Annotated in this window: 24 protein-coding genes; 7 read left to right on the top strand and 17 right to left on the bottom strand. The window is 35.9% G+C overall.

What is annotated here, in order from left to right:
• Positions 1 to 69: 69 nt before the first annotated feature.
• The 8 genes from M2373_RS19055 to M2373_RS19020 all read right to left on the bottom strand — a co-directional run bounded on the left by M2373_RS19055 (position 70) and on the right by M2373_RS19020 (position 7,398).
• A complete protein-coding gene (locus tag M2373_RS19055) occupies positions 70 to 2,160 on the bottom strand; it encodes a gliding motility-associated C-terminal domain-containing protein (RefSeq protein ID WP_259112846.1) in 2,091 nt (696 codons plus the stop codon).
• A gap of 90 nt (positions 2,161 to 2,250) precedes the next feature.
• On the bottom strand, positions 2,251 to 3,486 hold the full coding sequence (locus M2373_RS19050) for an MFS transporter (RefSeq protein WP_259112845.1): 1,236 nt from the start codon (positions 3,484 to 3,486) through the stop codon (positions 2,251 to 2,253).
• 93 nt (positions 3,487 to 3,579) lie between these two features.
• Positions 3,580 to 3,942: a hypothetical protein gene (locus M2373_RS19045; protein ID WP_259112844.1), complete on the bottom strand. Its 363-nt coding sequence runs from the start codon at positions 3,940 to 3,942 to the stop codon at positions 3,580 to 3,582.
• Positions 3,943 to 4,011: 69 nt separating this feature from the next.
• Positions 4,012 to 5,511 (bottom strand): GH3 auxin-responsive promoter family protein, encoded by a 1,500-nt coding sequence (locus M2373_RS19040; protein WP_259112843.1) that lies wholly within the window; start codon positions 5,509 to 5,511, stop codon positions 4,012 to 4,014.
• Positions 5,512 to 5,637: 126 nt separating this feature from the next.
• Entirely contained in the window at positions 5,638 to 5,904 is a 267-nt protein-coding gene (locus M2373_RS19035; RefSeq protein WP_259112842.1) for a hypothetical protein, read from the bottom strand.
• A gap of 244 nt (positions 5,905 to 6,148) precedes the next feature.
• Complete coding sequence (locus M2373_RS19030) at positions 6,149 to 6,334, bottom strand: hypothetical protein (RefSeq protein WP_259112841.1); 186 nt, start codon at positions 6,332 to 6,334, stop codon at positions 6,149 to 6,151.
• A gap of 160 nt (positions 6,335 to 6,494) precedes the next feature.
• Positions 6,495 to 6,923, bottom strand: coding sequence for a hypothetical protein (locus M2373_RS19025; protein ID WP_259112840.1), 429 nt, complete (start codon positions 6,921 to 6,923; stop codon positions 6,495 to 6,497).
• Positions 6,924 to 7,005: 82 nt separating this feature from the next.
• Positions 7,006 to 7,398: a hypothetical protein gene (locus M2373_RS19020; RefSeq protein ID WP_259112838.1), complete on the bottom strand. Its 393-nt coding sequence runs from the start codon at positions 7,396 to 7,398 to the stop codon at positions 7,006 to 7,008.
• 253 nt (positions 7,399 to 7,651) lie between these two features.
• On the opposite strand from M2373_RS19020, the gene mfd reads away from it, so the two are divergent.
• The 7 genes from mfd (at position 7,652) to pth (ending at position 16,228) form a co-directional block, all read left to right on the top strand.
• Positions 7,652 to 11,023, top strand: a complete 3,372-nt coding sequence (mfd, locus tag M2373_RS19015; protein ID WP_259112837.1) for a transcription-repair coupling factor — start codon at positions 7,652 to 7,654, stop codon at positions 11,021 to 11,023.
• A gap of 131 nt (positions 11,024 to 11,154) precedes the next feature.
• On the top strand, positions 11,155 to 11,979 hold the full coding sequence (locus tag M2373_RS19010; RefSeq protein WP_259112835.1) for a hypothetical protein: 825 nt from the start codon (positions 11,155 to 11,157) through the stop codon (positions 11,977 to 11,979).
• Between the two features lie 4 nt (positions 11,980 to 11,983).
• Entirely contained in the window at positions 11,984 to 12,799 is an 816-nt protein-coding gene (locus M2373_RS19005; protein ID WP_259112833.1) for a hypothetical protein, read from the top strand.
• A 2-nt stretch (positions 12,800 to 12,801) separates the two neighbouring features.
• Positions 12,802 to 13,545 carry a hypothetical protein gene (locus tag M2373_RS19000; protein WP_259112832.1) on the top strand — a complete coding sequence of 248 codons (744 nt, stop codon included), beginning with the start codon at positions 12,802 to 12,804 and terminating at the stop codon, positions 13,543 to 13,545.
• Between the two features lie 147 nt (positions 13,546 to 13,692).
• The gene (locus M2373_RS18995) at positions 13,693 to 14,547 is read left to right on the top strand and encodes a hypothetical protein (protein ID WP_259112831.1); all 855 of its coding nucleotides are present in this window, start codon (positions 13,693 to 13,695) and stop codon (positions 14,545 to 14,547) included.
• A gap of 100 nt (positions 14,548 to 14,647) precedes the next feature.
• A complete protein-coding gene (locus M2373_RS18990) occupies positions 14,648 to 15,577 on the top strand; it encodes a hypothetical protein (RefSeq protein ID WP_259112830.1) in 930 nt (309 codons plus the stop codon).
• Positions 15,578 to 15,664: 87 nt separating this feature from the next.
• Positions 15,665 to 16,228 carry an aminoacyl-tRNA hydrolase gene (gene pth, locus M2373_RS18985; RefSeq protein WP_259112829.1) on the top strand — a complete coding sequence of 188 codons (564 nt, stop codon included), beginning with the start codon at positions 15,665 to 15,667 and terminating at the stop codon, positions 16,226 to 16,228.
• A gap of 149 nt (positions 16,229 to 16,377) precedes the next feature.
• On the opposite strand, the gene M2373_RS18980 is transcribed toward pth, so the two are convergent.
• The 9 genes from M2373_RS18980 to M2373_RS18940 form a co-directional block, all read right to left on the bottom strand.
• Positions 16,378 to 17,013: a carbonic anhydrase family protein gene (locus M2373_RS18980; RefSeq protein WP_259112828.1), complete on the bottom strand. Its 636-nt coding sequence runs from the start codon at positions 17,011 to 17,013 to the stop codon at positions 16,378 to 16,380.
• 48 nt (positions 17,014 to 17,061) lie between these two features.
• Positions 17,062 to 18,654, bottom strand: a complete 1,593-nt coding sequence (locus M2373_RS18975; RefSeq protein ID WP_259112827.1) for a SulP family inorganic anion transporter — start codon at positions 18,652 to 18,654, stop codon at positions 17,062 to 17,064.
• Positions 18,655 to 18,795: 141 nt separating this feature from the next.
• Positions 18,796 to 19,095, bottom strand: a complete 300-nt coding sequence (locus M2373_RS18970; RefSeq protein WP_259112826.1) for a hypothetical protein — start codon at positions 19,093 to 19,095, stop codon at positions 18,796 to 18,798.
• A 21-nt stretch (positions 19,096 to 19,116) separates the two neighbouring features.
• Complete coding sequence (locus tag M2373_RS18965; protein WP_259112824.1) at positions 19,117 to 19,785, bottom strand: carbonic anhydrase; 669 nt, start codon at positions 19,783 to 19,785, stop codon at positions 19,117 to 19,119.
• 348 nt (positions 19,786 to 20,133) lie between these two features.
• A complete protein-coding gene (locus M2373_RS18960; RefSeq protein ID WP_259112822.1) occupies positions 20,134 to 20,691 on the bottom strand; it encodes a serine acetyltransferase in 558 nt (185 codons plus the stop codon).
• 45 nt (positions 20,692 to 20,736) lie between these two features.
• The gene (locus M2373_RS18955) at positions 20,737 to 21,888 is read right to left on the bottom strand and encodes a glycosyltransferase (RefSeq protein ID WP_259112821.1); all 1,152 of its coding nucleotides are present in this window, start codon (positions 21,886 to 21,888) and stop codon (positions 20,737 to 20,739) included.
• Positions 21,889 to 22,452 (bottom strand): DapH/DapD/GlmU-related protein, encoded by a 564-nt coding sequence (locus tag M2373_RS18950; RefSeq protein WP_259112820.1) that lies wholly within the window; start codon positions 22,450 to 22,452, stop codon positions 21,889 to 21,891.
• Positions 22,453 to 22,454: 2 nt separating this feature from the next.
• Complete coding sequence (locus M2373_RS18945) at positions 22,455 to 23,612, bottom strand: glycosyltransferase (protein WP_259112819.1); 1,158 nt, start codon at positions 23,610 to 23,612, stop codon at positions 22,455 to 22,457.
• Positions 23,612 to 24,451: a glycosyltransferase gene (locus tag M2373_RS18940; RefSeq protein ID WP_259112818.1), complete on the bottom strand. Its 840-nt coding sequence runs from the start codon at positions 24,449 to 24,451 to the stop codon at positions 23,612 to 23,614. Before M2373_RS18940 ends, M2373_RS18945 begins: the two co-directional genes overlap by 1 nt.
• Positions 24,452 to 24,533: the final 82 nt, after the last annotated feature.

Below are 24,533 nucleotides of genomic sequence, written 5' to 3'. Positions count from 1 at the left end.
TTTAAATAATAGGGTTGTCTTTAAGTGAAAAAACCGCCTTTGCAAGCGGTTTTTATAATATTAATTAGCTTAATCTCTGTTTTTTACCATTACCCAACCAGAATATTTGAGAGGGGTATTCTTTTTATTGTTTTCGTTCCAGGTTACAGAGTACCAGTAGGTTCCGGTAGGTACTTTTTTACCGGCTATGGTACCATCCCATTTATAACCGTTAAATTTATCTGCCTGGAAGATCTTCGTTCCGTATCTGTCATAGATATTGAATACAAGATTCTGCTTATGTCCTAATGCTGAATAATCAATCACATCGTTTATTCCGTCACCGTTTGGTGTGATGACGTTGATGAGGTTAGGAATTACAATCTCTACATCAATAGGTTCACAGTCGTAAGCATCTTTTACATATACTACACCATTGCCTCTCGGTACGTTATTGAATATGTTGGAATCCTGCCAGTTGATATTATCCATTGAATATTTGTAAGGCGCAGTTCCTCCTATAGCATTTACTGTTACGGTGTTGTTGGCAATATCAATATTAGATACTACCGGCTGCTCAGAAGCATATACTTTTACAGTCTGTAGCGTTATACAATCTCCGGTTTTTAATTTTACCCAGTATGTTCCAACACCAGCATTGTTAATTTTCTGAGTCGTTGCTCCTGTGCTCCACTCATACGCTGTAAATCCAGGACCTGCATCTAATGTGGTTTTGTCTTCCATACAGATAATTTTATCTTCCAATACATTAGAATATACTGGCGGAAGTACAACCAATGTCACTTTTGCAACAGCATAACATCCGTTTCCGTTTGTTACCTTAATGTATATCACGCCGTTTGGTGCGATATAAGTAGCTGGTGCTGTGATTTCATTGGTGCCGTTTACAGCATCCGTTAATGATGGATAATATGTTTTTGTGATGCCTGGCTGAGTGGTAACAGCTGCTGCAGTAAGGTTGAAAGATGCTGTTGCCGGACTTCCTTCGATGAAGCAAGATCTTATGGTTGCATCATTTACAACTACTACAGGGAAGAAGTTTAAAGTGATCTTAGCACTGTCAGCACATCCCTGAAGTGTCGTTACCAATACGTATACCACTCCTGTTGACGATTGATATTGTGTAGGGTTGGTGATTTCATTGGTTCCTGCATTCAGGTCATTCATCGTTGGATAAAATTTCTTGATAGCAGTCGGGTCATTGAATACCGCGGCAGAAGTAAGATCAAATATTGCTGTACCAGCATTATTATTGTTACATGCCGTTAACGTAGCGTCGTTGGCTGTAATATTTCCGAGTATAAACTTAAACTTTCCAATTTCCCTACAAGAGTTGATTGGGTTAGTCGGGTTGGTAGGATCCTGATAATGGATACTGTAATAATAAACATCTGTCGTGTTAACTGTTTGTGGTGTTAGAATCGCATTGTTTCCGGCAATAGCATCATTCTGAGAAGTATGATAGCTTACGAAGAAATTAGGATTTCCATTCACAATACCATTCGTTAATGAGCTGAAGTCGAAAACTGCAGGGCTCGTACAAACAATTACTTCTCTCGGGTTAGCCGGATTGGCAGCCGGTTGTCCTGGCGGAACGAAAGGGTGAGGAGTAAGGTTGGGATCATTAAACGGAGATGCCAGTGTTGCTGTCCCTCCCCAGGTTAATGAGAATCCGTTTGTATTTCCGGAATAGTTATTAACCAATAGATAATAAGTTTCACCAGGTAAAACATCCATATATTTTGCCCAGCCATCGGCATTAGATCCAGGCTGTCCGAAATAATCGTAAGGATCGGTAGATGTTAAATTCAGTCCTGTAGCACCTGGTGTGTAAGGAGTTGAACATCTGATCGTATTTCCTTTGTTGTTACAGGCAACGTTGGGTCCCCAGACATAAAAGTCGTAATCTGCGGCAGTTGTTTGCAGCGGGGTAATTGCAAAAGTCAGTGTTCCTGCGGTCGCAATAGTGAACTTATACCATACGGAATAATCTTCAAGGTAAGATCCGCAATTGGCTTCAGGTAATTCCTGAATGCCATGACCGGAAGGGGTATATGAGAAACCTGAGTTCCCACATACAGCTAGAGCTGTAGCACAGTCTTCCTGCGCATAAAATATCTGAAAAAATGATATCAGAAAAATCAGTAGAGTTTTTTTCATGAAGGGGAATTTTATATAGCAAATATAAAAAATTATTAATCTGTAATTAAAGTTTTTGTAATATATTTAATGAATAACGCAGATTCATTCCTAATATTGCATTTTTCTTAATTTTGGATTTGTACTTCCTACAAGTAATGCTATAAGTACCGTCATGCTTCCCCCAAAAATCACGGAACGTACTACTCCTAACAGTTTGGCGCTCAGTCCGCTCTCAAATTGTCCCATCTCATTACTGGACATAATAAAGATCGAATTTACACTTAATACACGCCCTCTGATGTGATCCGGAGTTTTTAGCTGAACAATGGTTCCTCTGATGACCACAGAAATACCGTCAAGCATTCCGCTAAACACCAAAAACATAAAAGAAATCCAGTAAATTCTCGAAAGTCCGAAACCGATGATACAAAGTCCGAAACCGGTAACTACTGCCAGTAATATTTTACCCTGATTTTTTCTTAACGGAACCAGAGATAAAATGGTAATGATACACATTGATCCTATGTCTGAAGCTGCATTCAGTAGACCGAAACCTTCAGCACCCACTTTTAAAATATCAGTTGCAAAAACCGGAATCATTGCCACTGCCCCTCCAAACAGAACCGCAAACATATCAAGGCATAAAGCTCCGAGTATTTCTTTAGTTTTAAAAATGTAAGCAATACCTTCCCTCATGCTCTCCATCACATTTACCGTTTCTTTTTTGTGCTCGGAATATTGCTTATTCAGCTGCCAGAAAAATAAAGAAGCAACGGATATTAATGAAATAATAACAACCAAGGTCCATTGTACCCCAAAATATCCGATCAGAAATCCTCCGATTGCATGTCCGCAAACTGAAGAAATCAAAAAGGTAGCCTGGTTTAAAGTAACAGCATTGGGAAGATTTTCTTTTTTCACAATTTTAGGAATCATAGAAGGCACTATCGGACCTATAAAAGCCCTTGCTATTCCTGTGAAAAAAATAACTCCGTATATGTAATAAGTGATCTGATGTCCCGTAAAGTGTATTTCAACATTCAGAAATGCAGGAATTAATAGCAATCCGATAAGGAATACGTAGGCATAATTGCAAATCAGCAACAGCCTTTTCTTTTCATTCATATCGATGACGTGGCCTGCGTATAAAGCACAGCTCACTGCCGGAATTACTTCTGATAGTCCGATAAGTCCGATAGAAAAAGGATCTTTTGTTAATTGGTATACCCACCATCCCAATAAAGTAGCAAGCATTCTGAAGGCTAAAACCATAAAAAATCTTCCGGTAAGAAGATTCCTGAATTCGACATTTTGCAATGTCTTTAACGGGGTAAACGAAATCATGCACAAAAATAGCCCTAAATATTTATTTAAGGCTATCAGTATATCGATTTTTTGAATGATAAATCAAATGAAGACTAAAAGATAAAATCTATTTTAGTCAGCTCTGGATGAGCTCAATACAAGAGCAGCAACTCCCGCAGCTCCGATTACTACAGCACCTGCTGTTATTCTGGCTTTTCTGCTGTCTTTTACTGCGGCTACGTTGGATTTTGGAATAGTAACAACGGTGCTGTCTTTTTTTCCTGCTGTACCGATAAGATTATCACCATCTACATTACGAAATAGCATTTTTTGTTTTTTTGAGCCGTCTTTCATTGAGACAACATACATTTTTCCAGCTTCAAGGTTGGAATAATTATTCTTAGAAATGTCTTCCGAATATTTTGTAGTTGCACAAGAGGAAATAACAAATAAAGACGTAAGTAATGATGATTTTAAAAGTACAGATGCTTTCATTATTATTTTTTAATTTCTCAAATTTATAATTTTTTTTGAATATACGTTTTCGGAATTGAAAAAATGTATTTAAAATTTATAAATTTCCAATAAATCTGCAATTTTTCTGTCATTGGCGAGTCTCGGAGTTTTATTTTGACCTCCAAGTTTGCCTTGGGATTTTGCATATTCATGGAAAGCTCCTTTTTTTAACGTTGTGATGTGAAGCTTTTGAAGAATATTTCCTGAAATCAGATCATCATAATAGGTATTCCGTTTTCTGAGCTGATCATCAAGTTCATTTTTAAATAAATCTAAATTTTCCGGTTCTTTTTCAAATTCGATAAACCACTCGTGATAAGGCAATCCTTCAGCGGAATTCACCTGAGGAGCGAGGTGAAACTCTGTGATTTGAGCGGGGTATTTTTCTAAAGTGGATTTCATGGCTTCTTCTACTTCAAAGGCGATCACATGTTCACCAAAGGCAGACGTAAAATGCTTTGTCCGCCCACTTACCAGTATCCGATAAGGGTTTTTATCAATGAAGCGTACAACATCTCCAATGGAGTAGGCCCAAAGTCCTGAATTTGTAGTTAAAATTAAAGCGTAATCTTTATGAAGCTCAACATCTTTTAAGGTCAATCTTCTCGCATTGGGTTTACCATATTCTTCCAGAGGAATGAATTCGTAAAAAATACCGTGATTGGTCAAAAGCAGTAGTCCTTCTTTGGTGTAATCATCCTGAAAGGCAAAAAAACCTTCAGAGGCAGGAAAAGTCTGTACAATATCTACCTTTCCACCCAGAAGTTCTTCCATTTTGTCGCGGTAAGGTTCATAGTTAACCCCTCCGGTTACAATGAGCTGCAAATTCGGAAATATCTGTTTTATTTTTTTACCGTGTTTCTCTGTCAGTTTTTCAAAATACATGATCAGCCATGGCGGAATTCCCGAAATCAAAGTCATGTTTTCTTTTTCAGTTTCTTCCACAATTTTATCAACCTTGGCTTCCCAGTCTTCCATCATATTGGTTTCCCAGCTCGGAAGACGGTTTTTCTGTAAATAATTGGGAATATGGTGTGCTACAATTCCGGAAAGTCTTCCTGTTTTTATTCCGAAAACTTCTTCCAGTTCCGGACTTCCCTGTAAAAAGATCATTTTTCCTTTTACAAAATCGGCATTTTCTTTTTTGGCGATATAGTGAAACAAAGCACTTTGAGCGCCTTTTATCTGAAAAGGCATTCCTTCTTTAGAAATAGGAATGTATTTTGCGCCTGACGTCGTTCCCGATGTTTTTGCAAAATATTCCGGAGTTGAGGTCCACAGAATATTGGCCTGTCCTCTTTTTACCTTCTCGATATAAGGTTTCAGATCCTCATAGTCGGCAACTTTTACTCTTTTCCGGAAATCTTCTACTGTTTTGATGTTTTCAAAATCATGTTCTCTTCCAAACAGTGTTTTCTGAGCTGTATCTACTAAAGCTAACAATAGCTTTTCTTGATTCTTTTCAGAATTTTTTTTGAATTCTTCTGCTTTTTGAACATGCTTTTTTGCCCAAACCAACGCCGCTTTTTTCTTGAGGAAGTTTAACATGGTTCAAATTTATAAATAACTGAAGAATCTCATAACATTTTAATTAAATATGAAATAAAAAAACCGACGAATAAATTCATCGGTTCTTCGAAATTTGATTATGAAAATAACAACTATATGTTGAGTTTACTTGTTGGCTTTGTATCTTTTGTCCGGAGTTCCGTCTTTTTTGAGGTTTTTATTCTCTTTATATCTTTTGTCTGGAGTTCCGTCTTTTTTCATTTTGGCTTCGGGAGCTGCGGTTGCGGCAGGCTTTGCAGTTGCTGTATTTTTAACGGTTGTCGCTGTTTTTGTTGTTTGCTGAGCTTTTGTCGCTGTAGCAGGAGCTGTTTGTTGAGCGGTAGCAAATCCTAATCCTAAGGCCAGAGACATTGCTGTTAATAATTTTTTCATAGTGATGATATTTGTTTTTGTTGATTCAAAGTTATACAAAAACTGAGCTGAAAATGATGAGTTTAGTAAACTTTACGAAAGTTTATCAGTGCTTAAAAAAAAATTAAAGTCCAGACAGGATGTGAAATATTTGTTAGTGTCTAAAACAAGTCAGTATATAAGAGGATTTTTAAAATAAAAACCGATGAATAGCTTCACCGGTTTTTCGAAATTTGATTATGAAAATAACAACTATATGTTGAGATTATTTGTTGGCTTTGCTTTTTTTATCAGCAGTTGCAGTTTTTGCCTTTTCAGCAGATGCTTCTTTTTTCGCTTTTGCCGGTTTAGCAGTTTTTGTTGTTTGGTTTGTTTTAGCCGGAGCTGTTTGTTGAGCTGTTGCAAGTCCTAATCCTAAAACTACTGACATTGCTAAGAATAACTTTTTCATAAGAATAAATTTTACTTGTTTTTGTTGATTCAAAGGTATACAAAAATCGAACTTAAATGCTGGATTTTAGAAACTTAACTAAAGTTTATCACAGCTTAAAAAAAGCTTAAACAAGTTATTTTTAAGGCATGAAAAAACATCTGTTAAAGAGGCTGTATTTTTAAGGGTTGGAAACTTTTACTGAGTCATTGGCGGGCTTTTCTTTTTTACAGAAAGATTCAAAAATAAATTCTCCGATACTCTCAGGGATTACTCTTTTGGCTGGTTCAGAATTCACACCGCGGCCAATGATTCCATTTTCTCCATAGGTTATATATTCCCCAATTCTGTATTTTTCATTTTCACAGTCGCACAGCCAATATTGAAGTGTGGTTTCTTCGCCTGTTTTTATTATTTTTCCTTTTTTATTTTTTATAACCTGTGCAAATTTCTGCTGTTTGATCCACCCGCTTGAGAAATCGGTAGGCTGTTTATAGATCACTTGCTTTTTGTCCCGGTATATCTCAACAAAATCTATATACTTGGTGAAACTTAAAGTCAGAGTGACGAAAAATAAAGCAGCCAGTAAATAGAAATTAGTTTTTTTCATGGAAATAATTTTTTCAAATATAAAACAAAACCTGCTTTCTCGGAAAAGAAAGCAGGCCCTAACATATGCATGAAAAGTTGGTTTACCTTGTACAGTTGGCTGTCCAGGTTTTACCATCTTTGATGTATAAGATTTTCAGATCATTATTATCAATTCTGATATAAGTTGTTGCAGAAGCCCCGACCATAACCAACGTATGGTCTCCCTGCTGCTGAAATTCTACACCATTCAAATCAGGAATACTGTTTGAAAAAGCGAAGTTGTATTTCGTTCCGCTGGCTATTTTGGTTACAAAAACACTACCGTCACTGGTGCTTATGTTAGTGTCACCATCAACAAAGGAAACGCTTCCTTTATACGTTCCCGCGAAGAAATCATTGTTTACCGGGTCATCATCATCACTGCATGACGAGACAGACGAGATGATGAAGAATGTCAACATAAACATTCCTAAGATTTTAATTGCTTTTTTCATAATATTATTTCTTTAAGAGTTTGGTAGACTGAAAATTTCAAAGTTTATGCCATGTAACCTTTAAAGAATTGGTTTAACTTTTTATTAGAATATTTAGCAAAAAATTAAGATTTGTAGATCTTTTAATGAATCATTTTATATTTTGTATGATCTGCAATTCTCTGTCAAAGAAAAAAATATTATTACCTTTGTGATTGTCAAACGGTTTCGGAAACTCCCGAAATCGCTTTTGTCGTTTATACCATCACTAATTATGCAATTAAAAACCATCAACGAAAAATTTCTTCCTGAATTGCTTAAGAAAGAATTTGGAAAAGAGATTTTTGCCCAGCTCGAGAATAATAATCATATTTCTGTAAAAGGAGGTGCCGGATCTTCAGCATCAGTTTTTGTGGCTGAGCTTTTTCTCACCCACAAAAAAACAATCCTTTATATAGTAGATGATAAGGAAGATGCTCTGTATGCCAATGCGGAAATGGAAGATCTTTTGGGTAAAGAAAAGGTTTTGTATTTTCCGGCAACCCATCTTGAGCCTTATCAGGTCGAAAAAACTCAGAATGCGAATCTTGTGCTGAGAACGGAGGTTCTGAATAAAATGAATTCCGGAAAATCTGCTAAAGTGATTGTTGCCTATGCAGGAGCATTATCCGAAAAGGTTTTAAAGAAAGAAGATTTTAAAGCTATTTCACATCATATTAAAGTAGGCGACCAACTTGACTTTGATTTTGTGGATGAGCTGCTGAATCATTATAATTTTCAACAGACTGATTTTGTTTCAGAGCCTGGTGAGTTTTCTATTCGTGGAGGAATAGTTGATGTTTTCTCCTATTCTTATGAAAAGCCTTACCGGATAACATTTTTCGGAAATGAGGTAGAAAATATTAAGACGTTTGATATCGAAACTCAGCTTTCTGTAGATAAGGTTAAAGAATTTCAATTGGTCTCCAACATGAATTTTTCAGTGACCGGAAGCCGGGTCTCTTTGCTTCAGCTTTTGCCGAAGGAAAGCTTTGTTGTTTCCAAAAACGGTATTGTAGGTATGCAGAAAATGAAAGCATTCTACGAAAAGTCACTGGAAAAATATGAAACACTGAGCAAAGATATTGCTCACAAAACACCTCAGGAATTATTTACTTCGGATCAGGAGTTTTTATTTGATTATAAAAAATTCAGAACAGTAGATTTCGGAAGTGTTCCGATAGAAGGAATTAAAGAAATTACTGAGCTGAAAATTGATCAGACCGCTCAGCCTTCATTTCATAAAAATTTTGAACTGCTTATTGAAGATCTTGAGGAAAAACAACAGGTTGGTTTTGATACTTGGATCTCTTTTTCGACAGAAAAGCAAAAAGAAAGACTGGAGTCTATTTTTGAAGAGCTGGAGCATGAAGTTCCTTTTAAAAGTTTTAAATCTGAACTTCACGAAGGTTTTGTAGATAACCAGCATAAAATTCTGGTGTATACCGATCATCAGATCTTTGACCGATATCAGCGCTATAAAGCAAAAAATACATTTGCTAAATCGGAACAGCTGACATTGAAGGATTTAATGTCCCTGAAAATTGGGGATTATATCGCTCATATTGACCATGGAATCGGAAAATTCATGGGATTGGTAAAAGTGAATAATGACGGTAAAATCCAGGAATGTTTTAAACTGACGTATAAAAACGGAGACTTATTATATGTAAGTATCCATTCGCTTCATAAAATTTCGAAATACAACGGTCCCGATGGGCGAGAGGTTGTTCTGAGTAAGTTGGGATCTCCAACCTGGAAATCTTTAAAGCAAAAAACAAAAGCAAAAGTAAAACAGATTGCTTTTGACTTAATAAGATTATATGCCCAGCGAAAAACAGCAAAAGGATTTTCTTACACTCAGGATTCTTATCTACAGAATGAACTGGAAGCAAGCTTTATTTATGAAGATACTCCGGATCAGGAAAAAGCCACGATTGATGTAAAAAAAGATATGGAAGCCGATACGGTAATGGATCGACTTGTTTGCGGCGATGTAGGTTTCGGAAAAACGGAAGTTGCAATCCGTGCTGCATTTAAAGCGGCTACTGACGGAAAGCAGGTTGCCGTTCTGGTTCCTACTACCATTCTGGCATTCCAGCATTATAGAAGTTTTAAAGAGAGACTTAAAGATTTTCCTGTAAATGTAGCCTATGTTAACCGTTTCAGAACCGCCAAACAGAAGTCTGAAACTTTAGACGGGCTTAAAAACGGGAAAGTAGATATTATCATCGGAACCCATCAGCTGGCAAGTAGTTCTGTGAAGTTTAAAGATCTTGGATTGCTCATCATTGATGAAGAACATAAATTCGGGGTTTCTGTAAAGGATAAGCTGAAAACATTAAAAAGTAATGTTGATACATTGACATTAACAGCAACGCCGATCCCAAGAACATTACAGTTTTCTTTGATGGCGGCTCGTGATTTATCAGTAATTAAAACGCCACCACCCAACAGGCAGCCTGTGGATACCCAGTTAATTGGTTTTAATGAAGAAATTCTTCGTGATGCTGTTTCTTACGAACTTCAGCGTGACGGACAGGTGTATTTTATCAATAACAGGATTGAAAACCTTAAAGATATTGCAGGATTGATCCAAAGGTTGGTTCCTGATGCCAGAGTGATCACCGGACACGGACAGATGGAAGGAAAGCAGCTGGAAAGAAATGTCCTTGATTTCATGGAAGGGAAATATGATGTACTGGTTTCTACAACTATTGTGGAAAGTGGGGTAGACGTTCCGAATGCCAATACGATCTTTATTAATGATGCACAAAGATTTGGTATGGCAGATCTGCATCAGATGAGAGGAAGGGTAGGCCGTAGTAACAGAAAGGCTTTCTGTTATCTGATCACGCCACCATATGATATGATGACTTCTGATGCGAGAAAACGCTTGGAAGCAATTGAGCAGTTTTCTGATCTTGGAAGCGGTTTCCAAATTGCGATGAAAGATCTTGAGATTCGTGGCGCAGGAGATCTGCTGGGAGCAGAGCAAAGCGGATTTATCAATGAAATGGGGTTTGAAACATACCAGAAATTAATGCAGGAAGCCCTGGAAGAGTTGAAAGACGATCAGGAATTTGAGAATTTATTTGAAAATGAAGAAGAGAGGAATAAGCTTTTCAAATCGGTAAAAGATGTCAATATTGATACGGATCTTGAGCTGATGCTTCCTGATTTCTATATCTCGAATACCGAGGAAAGATTATTGCTTTATCAGAAGCTTGCCGAGATCGATAATGAGCAGGATTTGGAAAAATTTGAATCAGAATTGATTGATCGCTTTGGAAATTTACCAAAGGAGGCCATTAATTTATTAAAAAGTGTTTCGTTAAAATGGCTTGCCGCCGAGATAGGTTTTGAAAAAATTGTGATGAAAAACGGCGTGTTTCTGGGCTACTTCCCAAGCAACCCACAGGACAAATTTTATCAGACAAATAAGTTCAGACACATTATCAATTACTTAACCAAAAACCCTGCTGAAGCACAGCTGAAGGAGAAAATAAACAAAGACGGAAATCACCTTATGATGAGAAAAGATAGGATAATAAATGTCGATGAGGTGAATTATCTTCTTAAATCGATCCTTAAAAATGAAAATTAATTCAACAGGATAGGAAATAATTCCACTTTTTTTATGATAGAATCTATGCTGTAAATTGCTTATTTCTATTGATTTATGAGGGGCTTGTGGGATTTTTAGTAAAATTTTTTTTACCTTTGCAGCCCCTTATTATGAAAAAAACTATTAATTATTGCGTAATTGGATTATTTTTTACAATTCAAGCAAACGCTCAGGTGGGAATTGGGACAAGTGTGCCTAATTCAACTCTCGATATCAACGGGAAAACCACCTTAAGAAAAGAACTTAGAGTGAATGGAACCTCATCTCAGGCAGGGAGTGCTGGGTTGAATGGACAAGTTTTAGTTTCCCAAGGTGAAAACCTACCTCCGGTTTGGAGAACCATCACTGTTCCCTTTATGGAAGAAGGACAGTACAAATTAATCAATTCATACCTTTCATCGGATCAGGCTGGAATTACGACGCTGTCAAGCGGAGTAGCCGGCGATGGAATCTTTAAGAACAGCGTAAATGATGAGATTACCGATACCAGTAAAGGTAAATGGGTGAAAATTGCAGGTCTGGAAAGCAATTTTACGATTAAAAATGCAAAAAACAGACTGACTTACCAATTGCAGACCGGAGCTGAAATGAAATCTTCATCAGCTACAAGTTCTCAGAGTATCAGTTTTACCTGTGGGGTATTCAGAAACGGTAAGCTGGTCGCTGTACGACCGGATAAAATCTCATCCAACAATAATACTGATAAAGCTGGGTTGCAGGATTATATCTTTACATTGAATTATACGGAACAGAATGTTGCGATCGGTGCCCAGAAAATAGAAGTGGCATGCCGAAAAATTGAGACAACAAGTAACAATGCTCAGTTTACAGTCGGGCGAAATATCTCGAACAGTAATACTGAATCTAATGCATTTACGCTGGAATCTGTATTTAAAACAGATGTTGTTGAATACGTAACTTACAAATCCAATTAATTAAATGAAAAAATTATATTCTATCCTGTTTGTTGTAATAGGATTGTCTCTATCTGCGCAAATCGGAGTGAAAACGAATGCTCCGAAAGCAAGACTTGATGTAAATGGTGATACCAATTTTAGAGGTAAACTAGCCGTAATGAATGTTTCTGATAATAATAAACTGTTTGAAGGGAATAATGATCAGGTACTGGTTTCTCAGGGTGAAGGCCTTCCGCCGCTTTGGAAAACGCTTAGAATTCCTGAATACGAAGCTAATAAATTTTACCTGATTTTTAATAATTCATTTTCTGATAAAACCGGAGTGACTTTTACGAGCAGTGAAGAGTCTACAAACGGAAGTTCAAGATCTACATCTTTTACTAAAAATGTTGCTTACAGCAGTTTAAACAGATTTAAGAAAATTGCTTCACTTTCACAACCGATTACTATTTACAGTACACAAAGCAAAACATATTTCCAGTTTGAAACGGTAGTACAGGCTGCTTTTCCTGTAAATGATAATCCGGATATTTCAATAGATTATGCATGTGGAATATTCGTAGATGATAAATTGGTCAATCTGAGACAGAGAAATATTAAAGCAAGTAGTGCAACAAGTACGTTCATTACCCACAATCAGATTGGGATTGCTGAGAATCTTTCAAAAGGCCAGCACACCGTAAGTGTGGCGTGTTCAAGATTGAAATCTTATAATACGAATGTCAACTTGGGAATCGGAATCAATGTGGCAAGCAATATTGACAGTTTCATTACCCAGTCGTCTCTGAAAGTAGATGTATACGAAGTTCCTCAGGTATTTAACACAATTTTAAACTAATCATGAAAAAAATATTTTTAATCACATCCCTTTTATTTTCGTTCTTATATGAGGCGCAAGTAGGTATCAATACAGCGACACCTGTGAATATGCTAGATATCAACGGAGATTTAAATGTAAGAAGAGAAATAAGAACGGGAGGAACAAGTACGGTAAAAGGAACAACCGGAGCTGCAGGGACAATTTTTCATAATAATTCGGACTTAGAAGTCAATGACTGGAAAAATATAAGAATTGCCGACGGGCAGGGAAGTATGTCTCTGTTTTTTATGAATACAGTTTCAGATCAGACGGGTGCTTCTTTTAGTGGAGCAAATGGTTCTACAAGTCCATATACTGAAGGCTCTACAATTACAGATGCATGGACTGTTCTCCCGGGAACGATCGATACATTTTCGGTAAGCAAGACAAATAATAAAGTGGTCTTCACATTTCAGACGACGGCTCAGAAAACAGGAAACGGAAGCTCATCTTCGGGATTTGCGTGCGGAATTTTTGTCGATGACAAATTAAGGGCTGTAAGAACGGATGTGTTATTAGGAACGGATGGTACCAACAAGATTTTTAATCTTAATGCAACGCTTACCAATCTTGATATTAAAAGCAATTACAATGTAAAAGCAGCATGTACAAAAAGAAATCTTAATTCAGGAACATTAGGTCTTGGTACAGCGGTTAATACCACCTATCTGAATGCCGGAATGTCACAATCTGTACTCACAACATCGGTATTACAACCCTATTAATTTTTCATAAATAAATAATAATTGAAAATCTAAAAACAGATGTTTTTAGATTTTTTTTGTGAAATAGATAGTGAAATAATTGTTTTTTTAATTCTTTCGTAAGATAAAATAAATTATATTTGGCGACGTGAAAAATTAAAGTTACCCATGAAAAAAAACTATTTTTTTAAAGCTTTTGTAGGAGTACTTTTTGGTCTTATGGTTTCTTGTGACAATACTACCGATGATCCTATCAATCAAAATAATACAGGAAATAACAACGAGCCGACCATTACCGGGCCAAGAGTTCTGAATAAAGTAATGAGCGGAACGGTGACTTCGGAAGAGTATATTACTTCTTCAGGTGCTATTTCTCAGGTGATTTTAAGAGATTTTGCAACAACGAATTCTACGACTGCCACAGTAACCTATACCGGCGATAAAATATCGAAAATTAAATATATAGATAACCAGAATCCGCATGTTATTGATAATGAATATAACATTACTTATACAAACGGAAGAATGAGCGCTATTGCTCTTCAGCAGAATTTGGGATCTGTCATTAATCGCAGTGATTTTACTGTAAATTATGATCCTTCAGGAGTTTTATACAGAGTCGAAGAAAAGAAAAAAATGGGCGGAAGTACAAACTACACGCATTATGCGGAATACAAATTCACCTTTTCGGCTAGTAATGTCGTAAGAGTAGAGCATACGACCATGTTGATGAACGGTAGTAATCCGGACCCGACAACGGCTTCAAAAACCAATTATGCTTACGAAAACTATGACAACAAGATCAATCCTTATACAACATTGTCAAAAGAATATTTTATCGTTACAGGAATATTATTTCCGGTTAACTTCAATATGATTTCTTCAAACAATGCTGGAAAGGTGACTGTACAAAATCCGGCAGGAGCTGTAATATCATATCCGAAAACATATTTGTATGATTCTCAAAACTATCCGACATCGGACCAGGGGCAGTCTACAAAATATATTTATAAAGCATTATAATCGCCTTTTTGATTATTGGTTTTGTTAGAATATAAATAAATATATATTTTTTATGCAAAAAAAAATTATATTTGTGGAAAAATAAATAATCCCTAAAGGAATGAAACGAATATTTTATTTTATTTTAATCTTAGCTGGTGTCTCTTCTGTATACTCTTGTAAAGATATGCTGGATGAGAACGGAGACCCGCTTTCAGATCTTAACAACAATACAGGTCTTAACGGGCCTAGAGGGCTATACAGGGAAATAACAGATCAGGACACTATAGCAGAATATCATTATAACGGCTTGCTGATGACAAAGGTACTTACAGACAGTGCTTCGGTAACGGATGTAATGTATAGTGGTGAAAAAGTAAGTAAAATTAATTTCAACGGCTTCCTTGATGTAGACGGAGATGGTAAACTGGATAAAGACAGCATTTCTTATACGCAGCTATTTACGTATGAAAATACAGGAAAACTGGTGTCAATTTCAGAAAACCGCTCTTATTATAGAAGAGGACCCGCTGTACCACCGGCTACTTTAGGACCAAAAGTTCTTTTCGCAAAAACAAAAACGCTTTATGCCTTAACATATTCGGCAACTACCTCCAAATTGGATGGTATTGTCATGAAAACTGGACCGGATGTGTCAGGAACTCAATTTGCTAATACAGATTATTCAAAATCATCATATACGTATTTGGGAGATAATGTTTCTAAAGTGGTAAGAGAATACGGACCTATGGCTAATAATGTATTTGGAGCAGTAACGGAAAAATACAGCTATGAATATTTAAGCTATGATACTCAGATCAGTGCTTATACATTGTTGCCGTTTGCCTATAAGATTTCAAACCTTTTATCTACTGAAGCTAATGATTTCAGAAGTTTGATCTTATCTCCAAACAGTCCGAAGAGAATAGCGGTTACAGATCTTATGCAACCTATTCCTACGCCAACGATTTTCTCGACAGATTATAATTATGATCCTCAGACCTATGTTACAAAAGGATTTGGAATCAATTATATCTATAAACCTTTTTAAAGTATTTTTTAATCATAATATGAAACTCAATCTTTCTTAAGGTTGAGTTTTTTATTTTAATACCTTAATTTTGCAAAAAATTTCTCAATGAAATATTTAATTGTCGGTCTCGGAAATAAAGGACCTGAATATGAAAATACACGCCACAATATAGGTTTTAAGGTTGCAGATAAAATTGCAGAAACACTGGAGGTTCCATTTAATTCTACCAATTTCGGCTGGATGGCAGATGGGAAATATAAAGGAAGAAGAGTGCTGGTGCTAAAACCTGATACGTACATGAATCTTTCGGGAAATGCAGTTAAATTTTGGATGCAGAAAGAAAATATCCCATTGGAAAATGTATTGATTGTTACTGATGATCTGGCACTGCCTTTCGGAACACTGAGGATGAAGGGTAAAGGTTCGGATGCAGGACATAACGGTCTTAAAAATATCAATGAAGTTTTGCAGACTCAAAATTATGCGAGGCTTCGCTTTGGTATTTCTGCTGATTTTTCAGAAGGAAGACAGGTGGATTATGTACTTGGAACCTGGAATGAAGAAGAGTCAAAAACTCTCCAGGAAAGGATTGAAAAATTTTCTAAAGCAAGTCTTTCTTTTGTTTTTGCCGGAATTAATAATACCATGTCTACTTTTAACGGGAAGTAGAAAGTAATAAAGCATAACAATAAAAGACCATCGGAATTTCGATGGTCTTTCTGTTGTACTCTTAATAATAAATTAATTTCCAATCTATCTAACTATAACATTCTTTTAAATAGTCCTTGTGAGAATGATTATAATGGATAATCTGATTTTTATAGCCAGGTTACAACTCCGGTTTCAACATCGTAGTTGGCACCAACTATTTTTATTTTACCTTCCTCTTCAAGTCTTCTAAGCGTTGAGCTTTGTTTACGGATATCTTCAATAGCGCTTTTTACGTTCTGTTGGTTCAGTCTTTCCAAAAGAGCACTGTTTTTTGAAGAACGCTCTTCTCCTTCTTCAATCACTTCATTGATGATAGGATCAAAATGATTGATCAGGTGGTTCAGGTTGTCCATTCCCAGTCCTTCGATTTGTGCTGCATCCAGGCCACCTTTCAATGCGCCACATTTAGTGTGTCCTAAAACAACAACAAGTTTTGAACCCGCAACATTACAGCCAAATTCCATTGATCCTAAAATATCCTGATTTACGAAGTTACCCGCAATTCTGATGCTGAAAACATCTCCCAATCCCTGATCAAAGATAAGTTCAGCAGAGGTACGACTGTCTATACAGCTTAGTACTACAGCAAAAGGCCATTGCCCTTCACGGGTAGCATTTACCTGCTCCAAAAGGTCTCTGTTTGCCTTTAAATTGTTTACAAATCTCTGGTTTCCTTCTTTTAAAAAGTTTAATGCCTTTTCAGGAGTAATGGTAGATTGAGTTTCAGATGTGTGTGCTTTCATATGATTGATTTATTCTTTTTTAAAGTTAAAAAAATTATTGAATTGAGCTTACATTGCTCTTCTGTGAGTGATTAAAATGTGAGAATCTTCGTCCCGCTCATAATCTTTGTATGATGTTTTGAAGCCTAAGAGTTCTACATTGATGTCTTCTTCTTTTGCTCTGATATTGGCAAAATCCTGGATCATTTCAAGGACATCTGTTGCGATGTATGAAGTTCCGCGGGCATCAATGGTTACTGCAGAATTAGGCTTAATGTTTTTTAATGTCTTTTTAATAGCTGCTTTATTTAAAAATGAAACTTCCTCGGCCAGTTTAATATTAATTCCATCGGCATCGTCCAGTTTTTCGCGACTCAGATAATACGCTCTTTTCATATTTCCCTGGAGAATATAAAAAACGGAAATCGCTAAACCAATTCCAACCCCTTTTAATAAATCTGTTGCTACAACAGCTACAACGGTAGCTACAAACGGGATAAACTGGAACTTACCTAAATGCCAGAAATGTTTGAAAGTAGCAGGTTTTGCCAATTTATAGCCTACCAAAAGCAATACTGCAGCCAGTGTAGCCAATGGAATAAGATTTAAAACCATAGGAATTGAAAGAACACAGATCAATAAAAGAAGTCCATGGATGATCGCTGAAAGTTTAGAGGTTGCTCCTGCATTGGCGTTGGCCGAACTTCTTACCACAACGGAAGTCATTGGAAGCCCTCCGATAAACGAACTTACAAGATTTCCGATACCCTGAGCTTTTAATTCAAGATTGGTATCTGTGATTCTTCGCTGAGTGTCCAGTCTGTCTGACGCTTCAATACAAAGTAAGGTTTCAATCGAAGCTACAATGGCAATTGTTGCTCCTACGATCCAGACTTTAGGATTGGTGAATCCTCCGAAATCAGGCATTATAATTAAGTTTTTGAAATCATCAATGGATTGCGGAACCGGTAAAACCACCAAATGTTGAGGGTTGATCGCTAATGAGCTTCCTGTCATTTTGAAAAGTTCGTTTAGCAAAATACCGGCTACAACGGCAACTAACGCTCCCGGAAGCATTTTCATTCTTTTTAAAGTTGGAATTTTATCCCAGGCTAAAAGAATCCCGATGGAAACCAATGTTACCACAATAGCTCCCGGATGAATAGCTCCGAAAAGTTCTGTGAAGTAACCAAAATTTAATCCATTGTCAAAAATAGATTCGTGACCTTCATAGTCTTTATCGAAACCCAGTGCATGTGGAATCTGTTTTAAAATAATGATAATACCGATAGCGGCAAGCATCCCTTCAATAACATTATTCGGGAAGTAGTTTGAGATACTTCCGGCTCTGACAAAGCCTAAAATCAATTGAATGAGACCTGCAATAATTCCTGCACAAAGAAAAAGTTCAAATGCGCCTAAATCCGTAATTGCGGTTAAAACAATAGCTGTTAAACCGGCTGCCGGACCTGATACGGAAATATTAGAATTACTAATTGTTCCTACTACCAAACCACCTACTATACCAGCGATAATACCGGATAAAGGCGGTGCTCCCGATGCTAAAGCAATTCCTAAACATAGAGGAAGTGCAACTAAAAATACAACGAGTCCTGAAGGGAAATTCTCCTTAATTCCTCCTATTAATGATGTGTTTTTCATGATATGAAAATGCTGTGATTATAACTGATCAGCTGTGATTGATCAATTATAAAAGATTGAAAATTTAATTTTAAAGCACATGTCGATTCTATATCAAAATTTGATATGAATACTATTAAAAAAACTAACTATACTTAAAAATTAAGCTTCCGGAGGCGGAGAAAATATGGTGAGTAAAGGTGACAGATGAAAGTCATCATCGATCAGTACAAAAGATTTACCCTGAAGGTCAGGTTCGAAAAATTTAAGGTAATCGAATACGTCCAGAGTTTTTGGAAGTGTTTTTTCGTAAACGGTGAAAGAGGTGGGATGAGAATGCGGCTCTTCTTCATTGATGATAATATTGGTTCGCTGTAATTCCCAACCGAAAACGGCAGCTATGCTCGGCAAAGCTGTAAAGTTCAGGAAAAACGTTAAAACAATAATACTCCAGAATTTCATTTTACATTTTTTTTGAAAAACTTACTTTGTTTTTCTGCTCATTACCCAATCAGAACTTGTAAGGTTGTAGATTTTTTGGATATCCTTTAAGATTTTCTCAAAATCGATCTCCAGATCAATGATCTTACCTGTTCTAAGGTCAAACACCCACCCGTGAACAACAGGATATTCTTCTAAAATATATCTTTCCTGTACGCAGGCCATTTTAATAACGTTGATACACTGCTCCTGAACATTAAGTTCTACCAGTCTGTCATAACGCTTACCTTCATCATGAATAGAGTCTAGTTCAGCCTGGTGTAATCTGTAAACATCACGAATATTTCTCAGCCAGGGATTCAATAACCCTAAATCCTGAGGCGTCATCGCTGCTTTTACACCTCCGCAGTTGTAATGTCCGCAAACAATAATGTGTTTTACTTTCAAGTGTTCTACAGCATATTGAATAACAGCTGTTGAACTCATATCCAGTGTGTTGACCACATTCGCGATGTTTCTTGTTACAAAAACTTCGCCCGGCTGTGTTCCCATTAATTCTTCGGCAGTTACTCTGCTGTCCGAACATCCGATATACAGATAATCCGGATTTTGAGTTTTAGCTAATTCTTCGAAGAAAGTAGGATCATTGGCAACTTTGGATTCGACCCATTTTCTGTTGTTTTCGAAAATAACTTCGTACGATTGTGACATAAAAAAAATTTAAAGTGTTACAATTATTTATTTCGTTTAAATTATTTTCAAATTCAATAGACTAAATCAATAATCATACAAAAATATAATTTTTGGTGAAAATGTAATCATTTTTAACAAAGTTTAATATTAAAATATGCTTAAAATCATATGTAATACAGCGTTAATGCTATGTTCTCTGTTCTTAAAAAGTGACTTTTAAGGTTTTAAATAATTTAAACATCTTTTAAAAACCAATATAAAATTACAAACAATGAATAAAAAAACAATGATTTTGAAAATTAAAGTTTTCTTAAATAATAAAAAACTCCTAAAAAAGGAGCTTTACCGGATTAAAATTGTATGGTTTTATATTCTATTATTAATGTAACCTTCTGTAGCATTTTCAGATTCATATATTTTTCCGGGATTTCCCATGACCACTGAATTGGCAGGAACATTAAAGTTTACATAAGAGTTCGGAGCGATCAAAACATTGTTTTCAATCGTAATTCCCCCTACAATCACGGCATTGGCTCCAATCCAGACTTCGTCTCCTATAGAAGGAAAGCCTTGGTTTTTTCCACGGTTTTGCTGTCCGATTGTTACTCCCTGTGCTATATTGCAGTTTTTTCCAATGGTCACCTTCGGATTGATGACCAGGCTTCCCCAATGTCCAAGATAAAAACCTTCTCCGATTTTTGTTTCAGGGTAAATCTGGAAGCCATATTTTATCTGATAATGTCTTAAAATCATTTTCCAGAATACACCTAGGACAGGTGTCTTGTGATATTGCTGAGTTTTTCTTAAAACATAGATGAAATGAAGATTCGGATTGATGCATTTAGTCCAAATCTTAGTGCCGGAAAGCCATTTTCCGCTTTCTCTGTAAAAATCTTTTTGGATGATAGAGTACTTTTCTGCCATAAAACAAATGTAGAGGTTTTGGATGAGCCTGAAATTAAAAAAGTATTACAACTGATCAATAATGGAAACTATTTTAGATACAGAATTTTCCAGATTGAAAGGGATTTCGTAATCTTTTAGTTTTTCCGAATAGGGTGTAAAAGTTTCAGGCTGAGTCAGAGCCTGTTTCATTCCATTGTAAATTCCGTCTTCAGAGTTTTCCACGATTAATCCAAGTGTCCCATGGTTAAGCATTTCACTGGCGCCGGAAACTTCCGTAGAAATAATTTTCTTTTTCAGGGTAATGGCCTCAAATAAGACGGTCGGAAAACCCTCATACCTTGAACTTAAAATATAAAAATCAGCATTTTTAAAATAAGGATAAGGATTATCTGTAAAACCAAGCATGGTAGCTGTTTTATCAACACCCAGATCTGATTTCAGGTTTTTAATATTTTCAAAATCATAACCGTCACCTACAATGAGAACCTTGTGCTTTAAGCCTTCGTCCAGTAATTTTTTGTGAACCTTCAATAATCTGTCGAAGCCTTTTTGTGGAAAAACAGTTCCTACGGAGATAAATGTAGGAACAGACGGATCGAAAGTATAATTGATAACCGGTTTTTCGGCCTTTAATAAAAATTCTTCAGTATCCAGCGGATTGTAGATTCTTACAATTTTTTGCTTTTCAGTATCGTTTTTAGCTAAGTTTAAAAATAAATGTTCGATTTTCTCTGAGATCACCATAATTTTATCAAATCCGAAGAACTTCCGGATCTCAGAATCCGTATAGCCCTTTACCTGTGAAAGATCATTATGAATCCAGACTATTTTTTTTGAATTTTTTAATGGTGAACCTAAAATTTCGTCACGCATTCCATGAATGGCGGCAAATTCTATGTCGTATTTTTTATTTTTTAATTTTCTTTTATAAAGGAGATTCGGGAATTTTTTTAAAGTCTTCTGATAGAGTACTCTTGCCGCTTTTTTCGGAATTTCGTGAGGGCGGTTGGTGGTAATCATTTCTCCTTTGTGCAGATATAAAATATTGATCCAGTCCGGAACTTCCGGCAGGTATTTTCCGGAATAAAGATTCAATAATAAATCAATTTCGTACTTATCTTTTGGAAGATTCTTCAAAAAAGTGACTAAAACTTTTTCTGCACCACCATGTCGAAGGGAACCGATACGGATTAGGATTTTTTTCTTTTCAGTCATTTATTTTCTTACTGGTTTGTAGGTGTGAGGGAGGTGTTCTTTGATGTAAGCTTCTAGTTTTGGTCTGTCTTTTTCTAATTCACGAGGGTACATAACATTGTTAGCGAGTAATTTGTCTCCATATTCCTCAATCGTACAGATGTATTTTGCAGGAACTCCGGCATATACCGTTCCGCTGGGCATAGAACTCGTTAAAATAGACCCTGCTCCGAGAACACAGTTGTCACCCATTTCTACACCAAGCATAATAATAGTGTCTGCACCGATAAGACATTGTTTACCTATTTTTATTCTGCCAAAGGTTCTTACGTCTTTATATTTTTCAAAAAAATGAAGTGCATTCTGCCCACCGTCATGGTTTACAAATCTTACATTATTTGAAAATGTAGTTTCATCACCTATTTCAATTAAAAAAGCTTCAGTTCCAAATTGTGGTACTTCTACAAAACGTACATTTTTTCCTACTTTCAATCCTTTTGAAAGACAAATTTTAAGATAAATTTTTTGTATCATAAACTGATACGTGGTATGGATCTTCAGTATGGCGCGATATAATAAAAGCATACTTATTTTTTTACTAAGTTAATGATGATATTTTCAACAGCATCAAAAATTTTCTGATTGTCAAACTGTTTTTCAATATCTTTTAAATTGTCTTTGATTTGTGAAACCAATTCGGGATCTGTCAGGAATTTCTTCATTGATTCATACATTTCATCAGTATCATAATTGATGAGGTATCCTGTTTTTTCATGGGCGATCATTTCCGGAATTCCGCCGACATTGGTTGATATAATTGGTTTTTGAAGAATTAATGTATCTGCTATAATTAATGGCCAACCTTCGGATTCTGATGGCAAAATAAAAAAGTCAGCTTGCTTTACATAAGGATAAGGATTCATGAGAGATCCCAAAAACTCGAAACTATGAGTTACTCCCAGGTTTTCGGCCTGTTTTTTTAGATTTTCTTTTTCTTCACCGTCACCGATGATGATGATATGATGATCCAAACCATCTTTTAAGAGTCTTGCATGAGCATCCATAAGCTTATGAAAGCCTTTTCTGCTATGTAGTCTGGCAACGGATACAAATACAGGTTTATTTGGAAATTCGGGAGTGAAAGCTACTGCTTTTTGCTTTAATTCATCAATAGGAATGGCGTTTAATATGACCTGATTTTCAGGAACAGGAAGATTAGGATAAGTTTCTGATAAAATATCCTTCGTTTGCTGGGATCCAAAAATAAAATAATCAAACTGAGGAATTTGTTTTAATATTTCAGGAACCAATGGTTGTAACTTGGGCAATGTAATATCCGAGTGAAACCAGCCTATTTTTTTTGAATTCTTTTTAAGAGAATCTAAAACTGGTGCAAATGCAGAATAGGTAGTCGCAATTTCCACATCATAATTTTCTTCTAAAAGAGCATTGGCAATACTGGGATTTTTTAATGCTTTTTTTAGTTTAAGATTTCTTTTGACAAGTTGTATTTTTTGAATAAAAGGTCTTTTAGACAGATCTTCTCTGCCTTTTGTAAGAAATACTTTTTTTACATGGGAAGGGAATTCGTCTCTTAATTCACCTTGATTGATATTTAAACAGACCGTAATCTCAAATTTTTCTTTATTGAGATTATTGAGCATACTTAGTATCACTTTTTCCACTCCGCCCATCTCCATAGAACGATGTCTAAAAAGCACTTTGATCTTCTTATTGTCTGTCATTATCTAAAGATTTTTTGTATTCTGAGTTTAATTTGTTTTTTTATTCTGAAGGGAATTTTATTTTGATATTCCAGAAGGTCAAAAATTTCCTGGGGATCTTTATAATCTTTAGGAACAGCTTTTCCATTGATTTCTTTTAAATTTCTCCTTTGGATAGCTTCCCAAATGGCCTGTGCATAGTAGGCATAGGACTTTTGTTTATTATCATTTTGAGAAATCCCTCCTGTATGAGCCCGATATAAATAATCCGTCTGATTGATGAATTCTACTTTCCCCACTTCATACATTTTGTAATAAAGGTCCTGATCTTCAGCAATTTTTAATTCGCGGTTGATCCTTGATGTTTTCATATAAACATCTTTTCGAAATGACACAAACGGAGCAATCTGTATCGGAAAATTAAAAAAATATTTCTGCCCATTGGGAACCTGCATTGCCGATTTGAATTCGGTTAAAATATTTAAATGTTCATCGCATTTTGCCAGTCGGGAGTAAGTTAGTACAACATCTTTTTTCTTTTCCAGAATTTCGACTGCACTTTTTAATGCTTTAGGCTTAATGATATCATCTGGGTCTAAGTATCCGCAGATATCCCCAGTTGAGCGTTCAATGAGATCTGATTTCGTAACCCCAACACCATAATTGGCATCATTTTCATACAATTTAAATCTTTCATCATTTCCTATAATTCCTTTAATAACTTCAACTGAGTTATCGGTAGAACGGTCGTCAATGATTATGGTTTCCCAGTTTTTGTATTCTTGAGCGAGGATAGAATCGTAGCAGTCTTTAAAGAATTTGCCGTTGTTGTAGTTGGCAATAAGAATAGAAAATTTCATACACTTGTGTTAATAAATTTTTACAAATATAATTATATCTGAAAAGTTACAGAAAAATCTTTATTTTTGTGTCTTAAATTTA

Source organism: Chryseobacterium sp. JUb7 (assembly GCF_024806495.1).
Classification (GTDB): Bacteria; Bacteroidota; Bacteroidia; order Flavobacteriales; family Weeksellaceae; genus Chryseobacterium.
This window is presented reverse-complemented; position numbering and strand designations above follow the sequence as displayed.

What these genes read in the sequence shown, in the direction of transcription:
- M2373_RS19055 (WP_259112846.1), bottom strand. Translation starts at nt 2,160, where the DNA reads ATGAAAAAAACTCTACTGATTTTTCTGATATCATTTTTTCAGATATTT.
- M2373_RS19050 (WP_259112845.1), bottom strand. Translation starts at nt 3,486, where the DNA reads ATGATTTCGTTTACCCCGTTAAAGACATTGCAAAATGTCGAATTCAGG.
- M2373_RS19045 (WP_259112844.1), bottom strand. Translation starts at nt 3,942, where the DNA reads ATGAAAGCATCTGTACTTTTAAAATCATCATTACTTACGTCTTTATTT.
- M2373_RS19040 (WP_259112843.1), bottom strand. Translation starts at nt 5,511, where the DNA reads ATGTTAAACTTCCTCAAGAAAAAAGCGGCGTTGGTTTGGGCAAAAAAG.
- M2373_RS19035 (WP_259112842.1), bottom strand. Translation starts at nt 5,904, where the DNA reads ATGAAAAAATTATTAACAGCAATGTCTCTGGCCTTAGGATTAGGATTT.
- M2373_RS19030 (WP_259112841.1), bottom strand. Translation starts at nt 6,334, where the DNA reads ATGAAAAAGTTATTCTTAGCAATGTCAGTAGTTTTAGGATTAGGACTT.
- M2373_RS19025 (WP_259112840.1), bottom strand. Translation starts at nt 6,923, where the DNA reads ATGAAAAAAACTAATTTCTATTTACTGGCTGCTTTATTTTTCGTCACT.
- M2373_RS19020 (WP_259112838.1), bottom strand. Translation starts at nt 7,398, where the DNA reads ATGAAAAAAGCAATTAAAATCTTAGGAATGTTTATGTTGACATTCTTC.
- mfd (WP_259112837.1), top strand. Translation starts at nt 7,652, where the DNA reads ATGCAATTAAAAACCATCAACGAAAAATTTCTTCCTGAATTGCTTAAG.
- M2373_RS19010 (WP_259112835.1), top strand. Translation starts at nt 11,155, where the DNA reads ATGAAAAAAACTATTAATTATTGCGTAATTGGATTATTTTTTACAATT.
- M2373_RS19005 (WP_259112833.1), top strand. Translation starts at nt 11,984, where the DNA reads ATGAAAAAATTATATTCTATCCTGTTTGTTGTAATAGGATTGTCTCTA.
- M2373_RS19000 (WP_259112832.1), top strand. Translation starts at nt 12,802, where the DNA reads ATGAAAAAAATATTTTTAATCACATCCCTTTTATTTTCGTTCTTATAT.
- M2373_RS18995 (WP_259112831.1), top strand. Translation starts at nt 13,693, where the DNA reads ATGAAAAAAAACTATTTTTTTAAAGCTTTTGTAGGAGTACTTTTTGGT.
- M2373_RS18990 (WP_259112830.1), top strand. Translation starts at nt 14,648, where the DNA reads ATGAAACGAATATTTTATTTTATTTTAATCTTAGCTGGTGTCTCTTCT.
- pth (WP_259112829.1), top strand. Translation starts at nt 15,665, where the DNA reads ATGAAATATTTAATTGTCGGTCTCGGAAATAAAGGACCTGAATATGAA.
- M2373_RS18980 (WP_259112828.1), bottom strand. Translation starts at nt 17,013, where the DNA reads ATGAAAGCACACACATCTGAAACTCAATCTACCATTACTCCTGAAAAG.
- M2373_RS18975 (WP_259112827.1), bottom strand. Translation starts at nt 18,654, where the DNA reads ATGAAAAACACATCATTAATAGGAGGAATTAAGGAGAATTTCCCTTCA.
- M2373_RS18970 (WP_259112826.1), bottom strand. Translation starts at nt 19,095, where the DNA reads ATGAAATTCTGGAGTATTATTGTTTTAACGTTTTTCCTGAACTTTACA.
- M2373_RS18965 (WP_259112824.1), bottom strand. Translation starts at nt 19,785, where the DNA reads ATGTCACAATCGTACGAAGTTATTTTCGAAAACAACAGAAAATGGGTC.
- M2373_RS18960 (WP_259112822.1), bottom strand. Translation starts at nt 20,691, where the DNA reads ATGGCAGAAAAGTACTCTATCATCCAAAAAGATTTTTACAGAGAAAGC.
- M2373_RS18955 (WP_259112821.1), bottom strand. Translation starts at nt 21,888, where the DNA reads ATGACTGAAAAGAAAAAAATCCTAATCCGTATCGGTTCCCTTCGACAT.
- M2373_RS18950 (WP_259112820.1), bottom strand. Translation starts at nt 22,452, where the DNA reads ATGCTTTTATTATATCGCGCCATACTGAAGATCCATACCACGTATCAG.
- M2373_RS18945 (WP_259112819.1), bottom strand. Translation starts at nt 23,612, where the DNA reads ATGACAGACAATAAGAAGATCAAAGTGCTTTTTAGACATCGTTCTATG.
- M2373_RS18940 (WP_259112818.1), bottom strand. Translation starts at nt 24,451, where the DNA reads ATGAAATTTTCTATTCTTATTGCCAACTACAACAACGGCAAATTCTTT.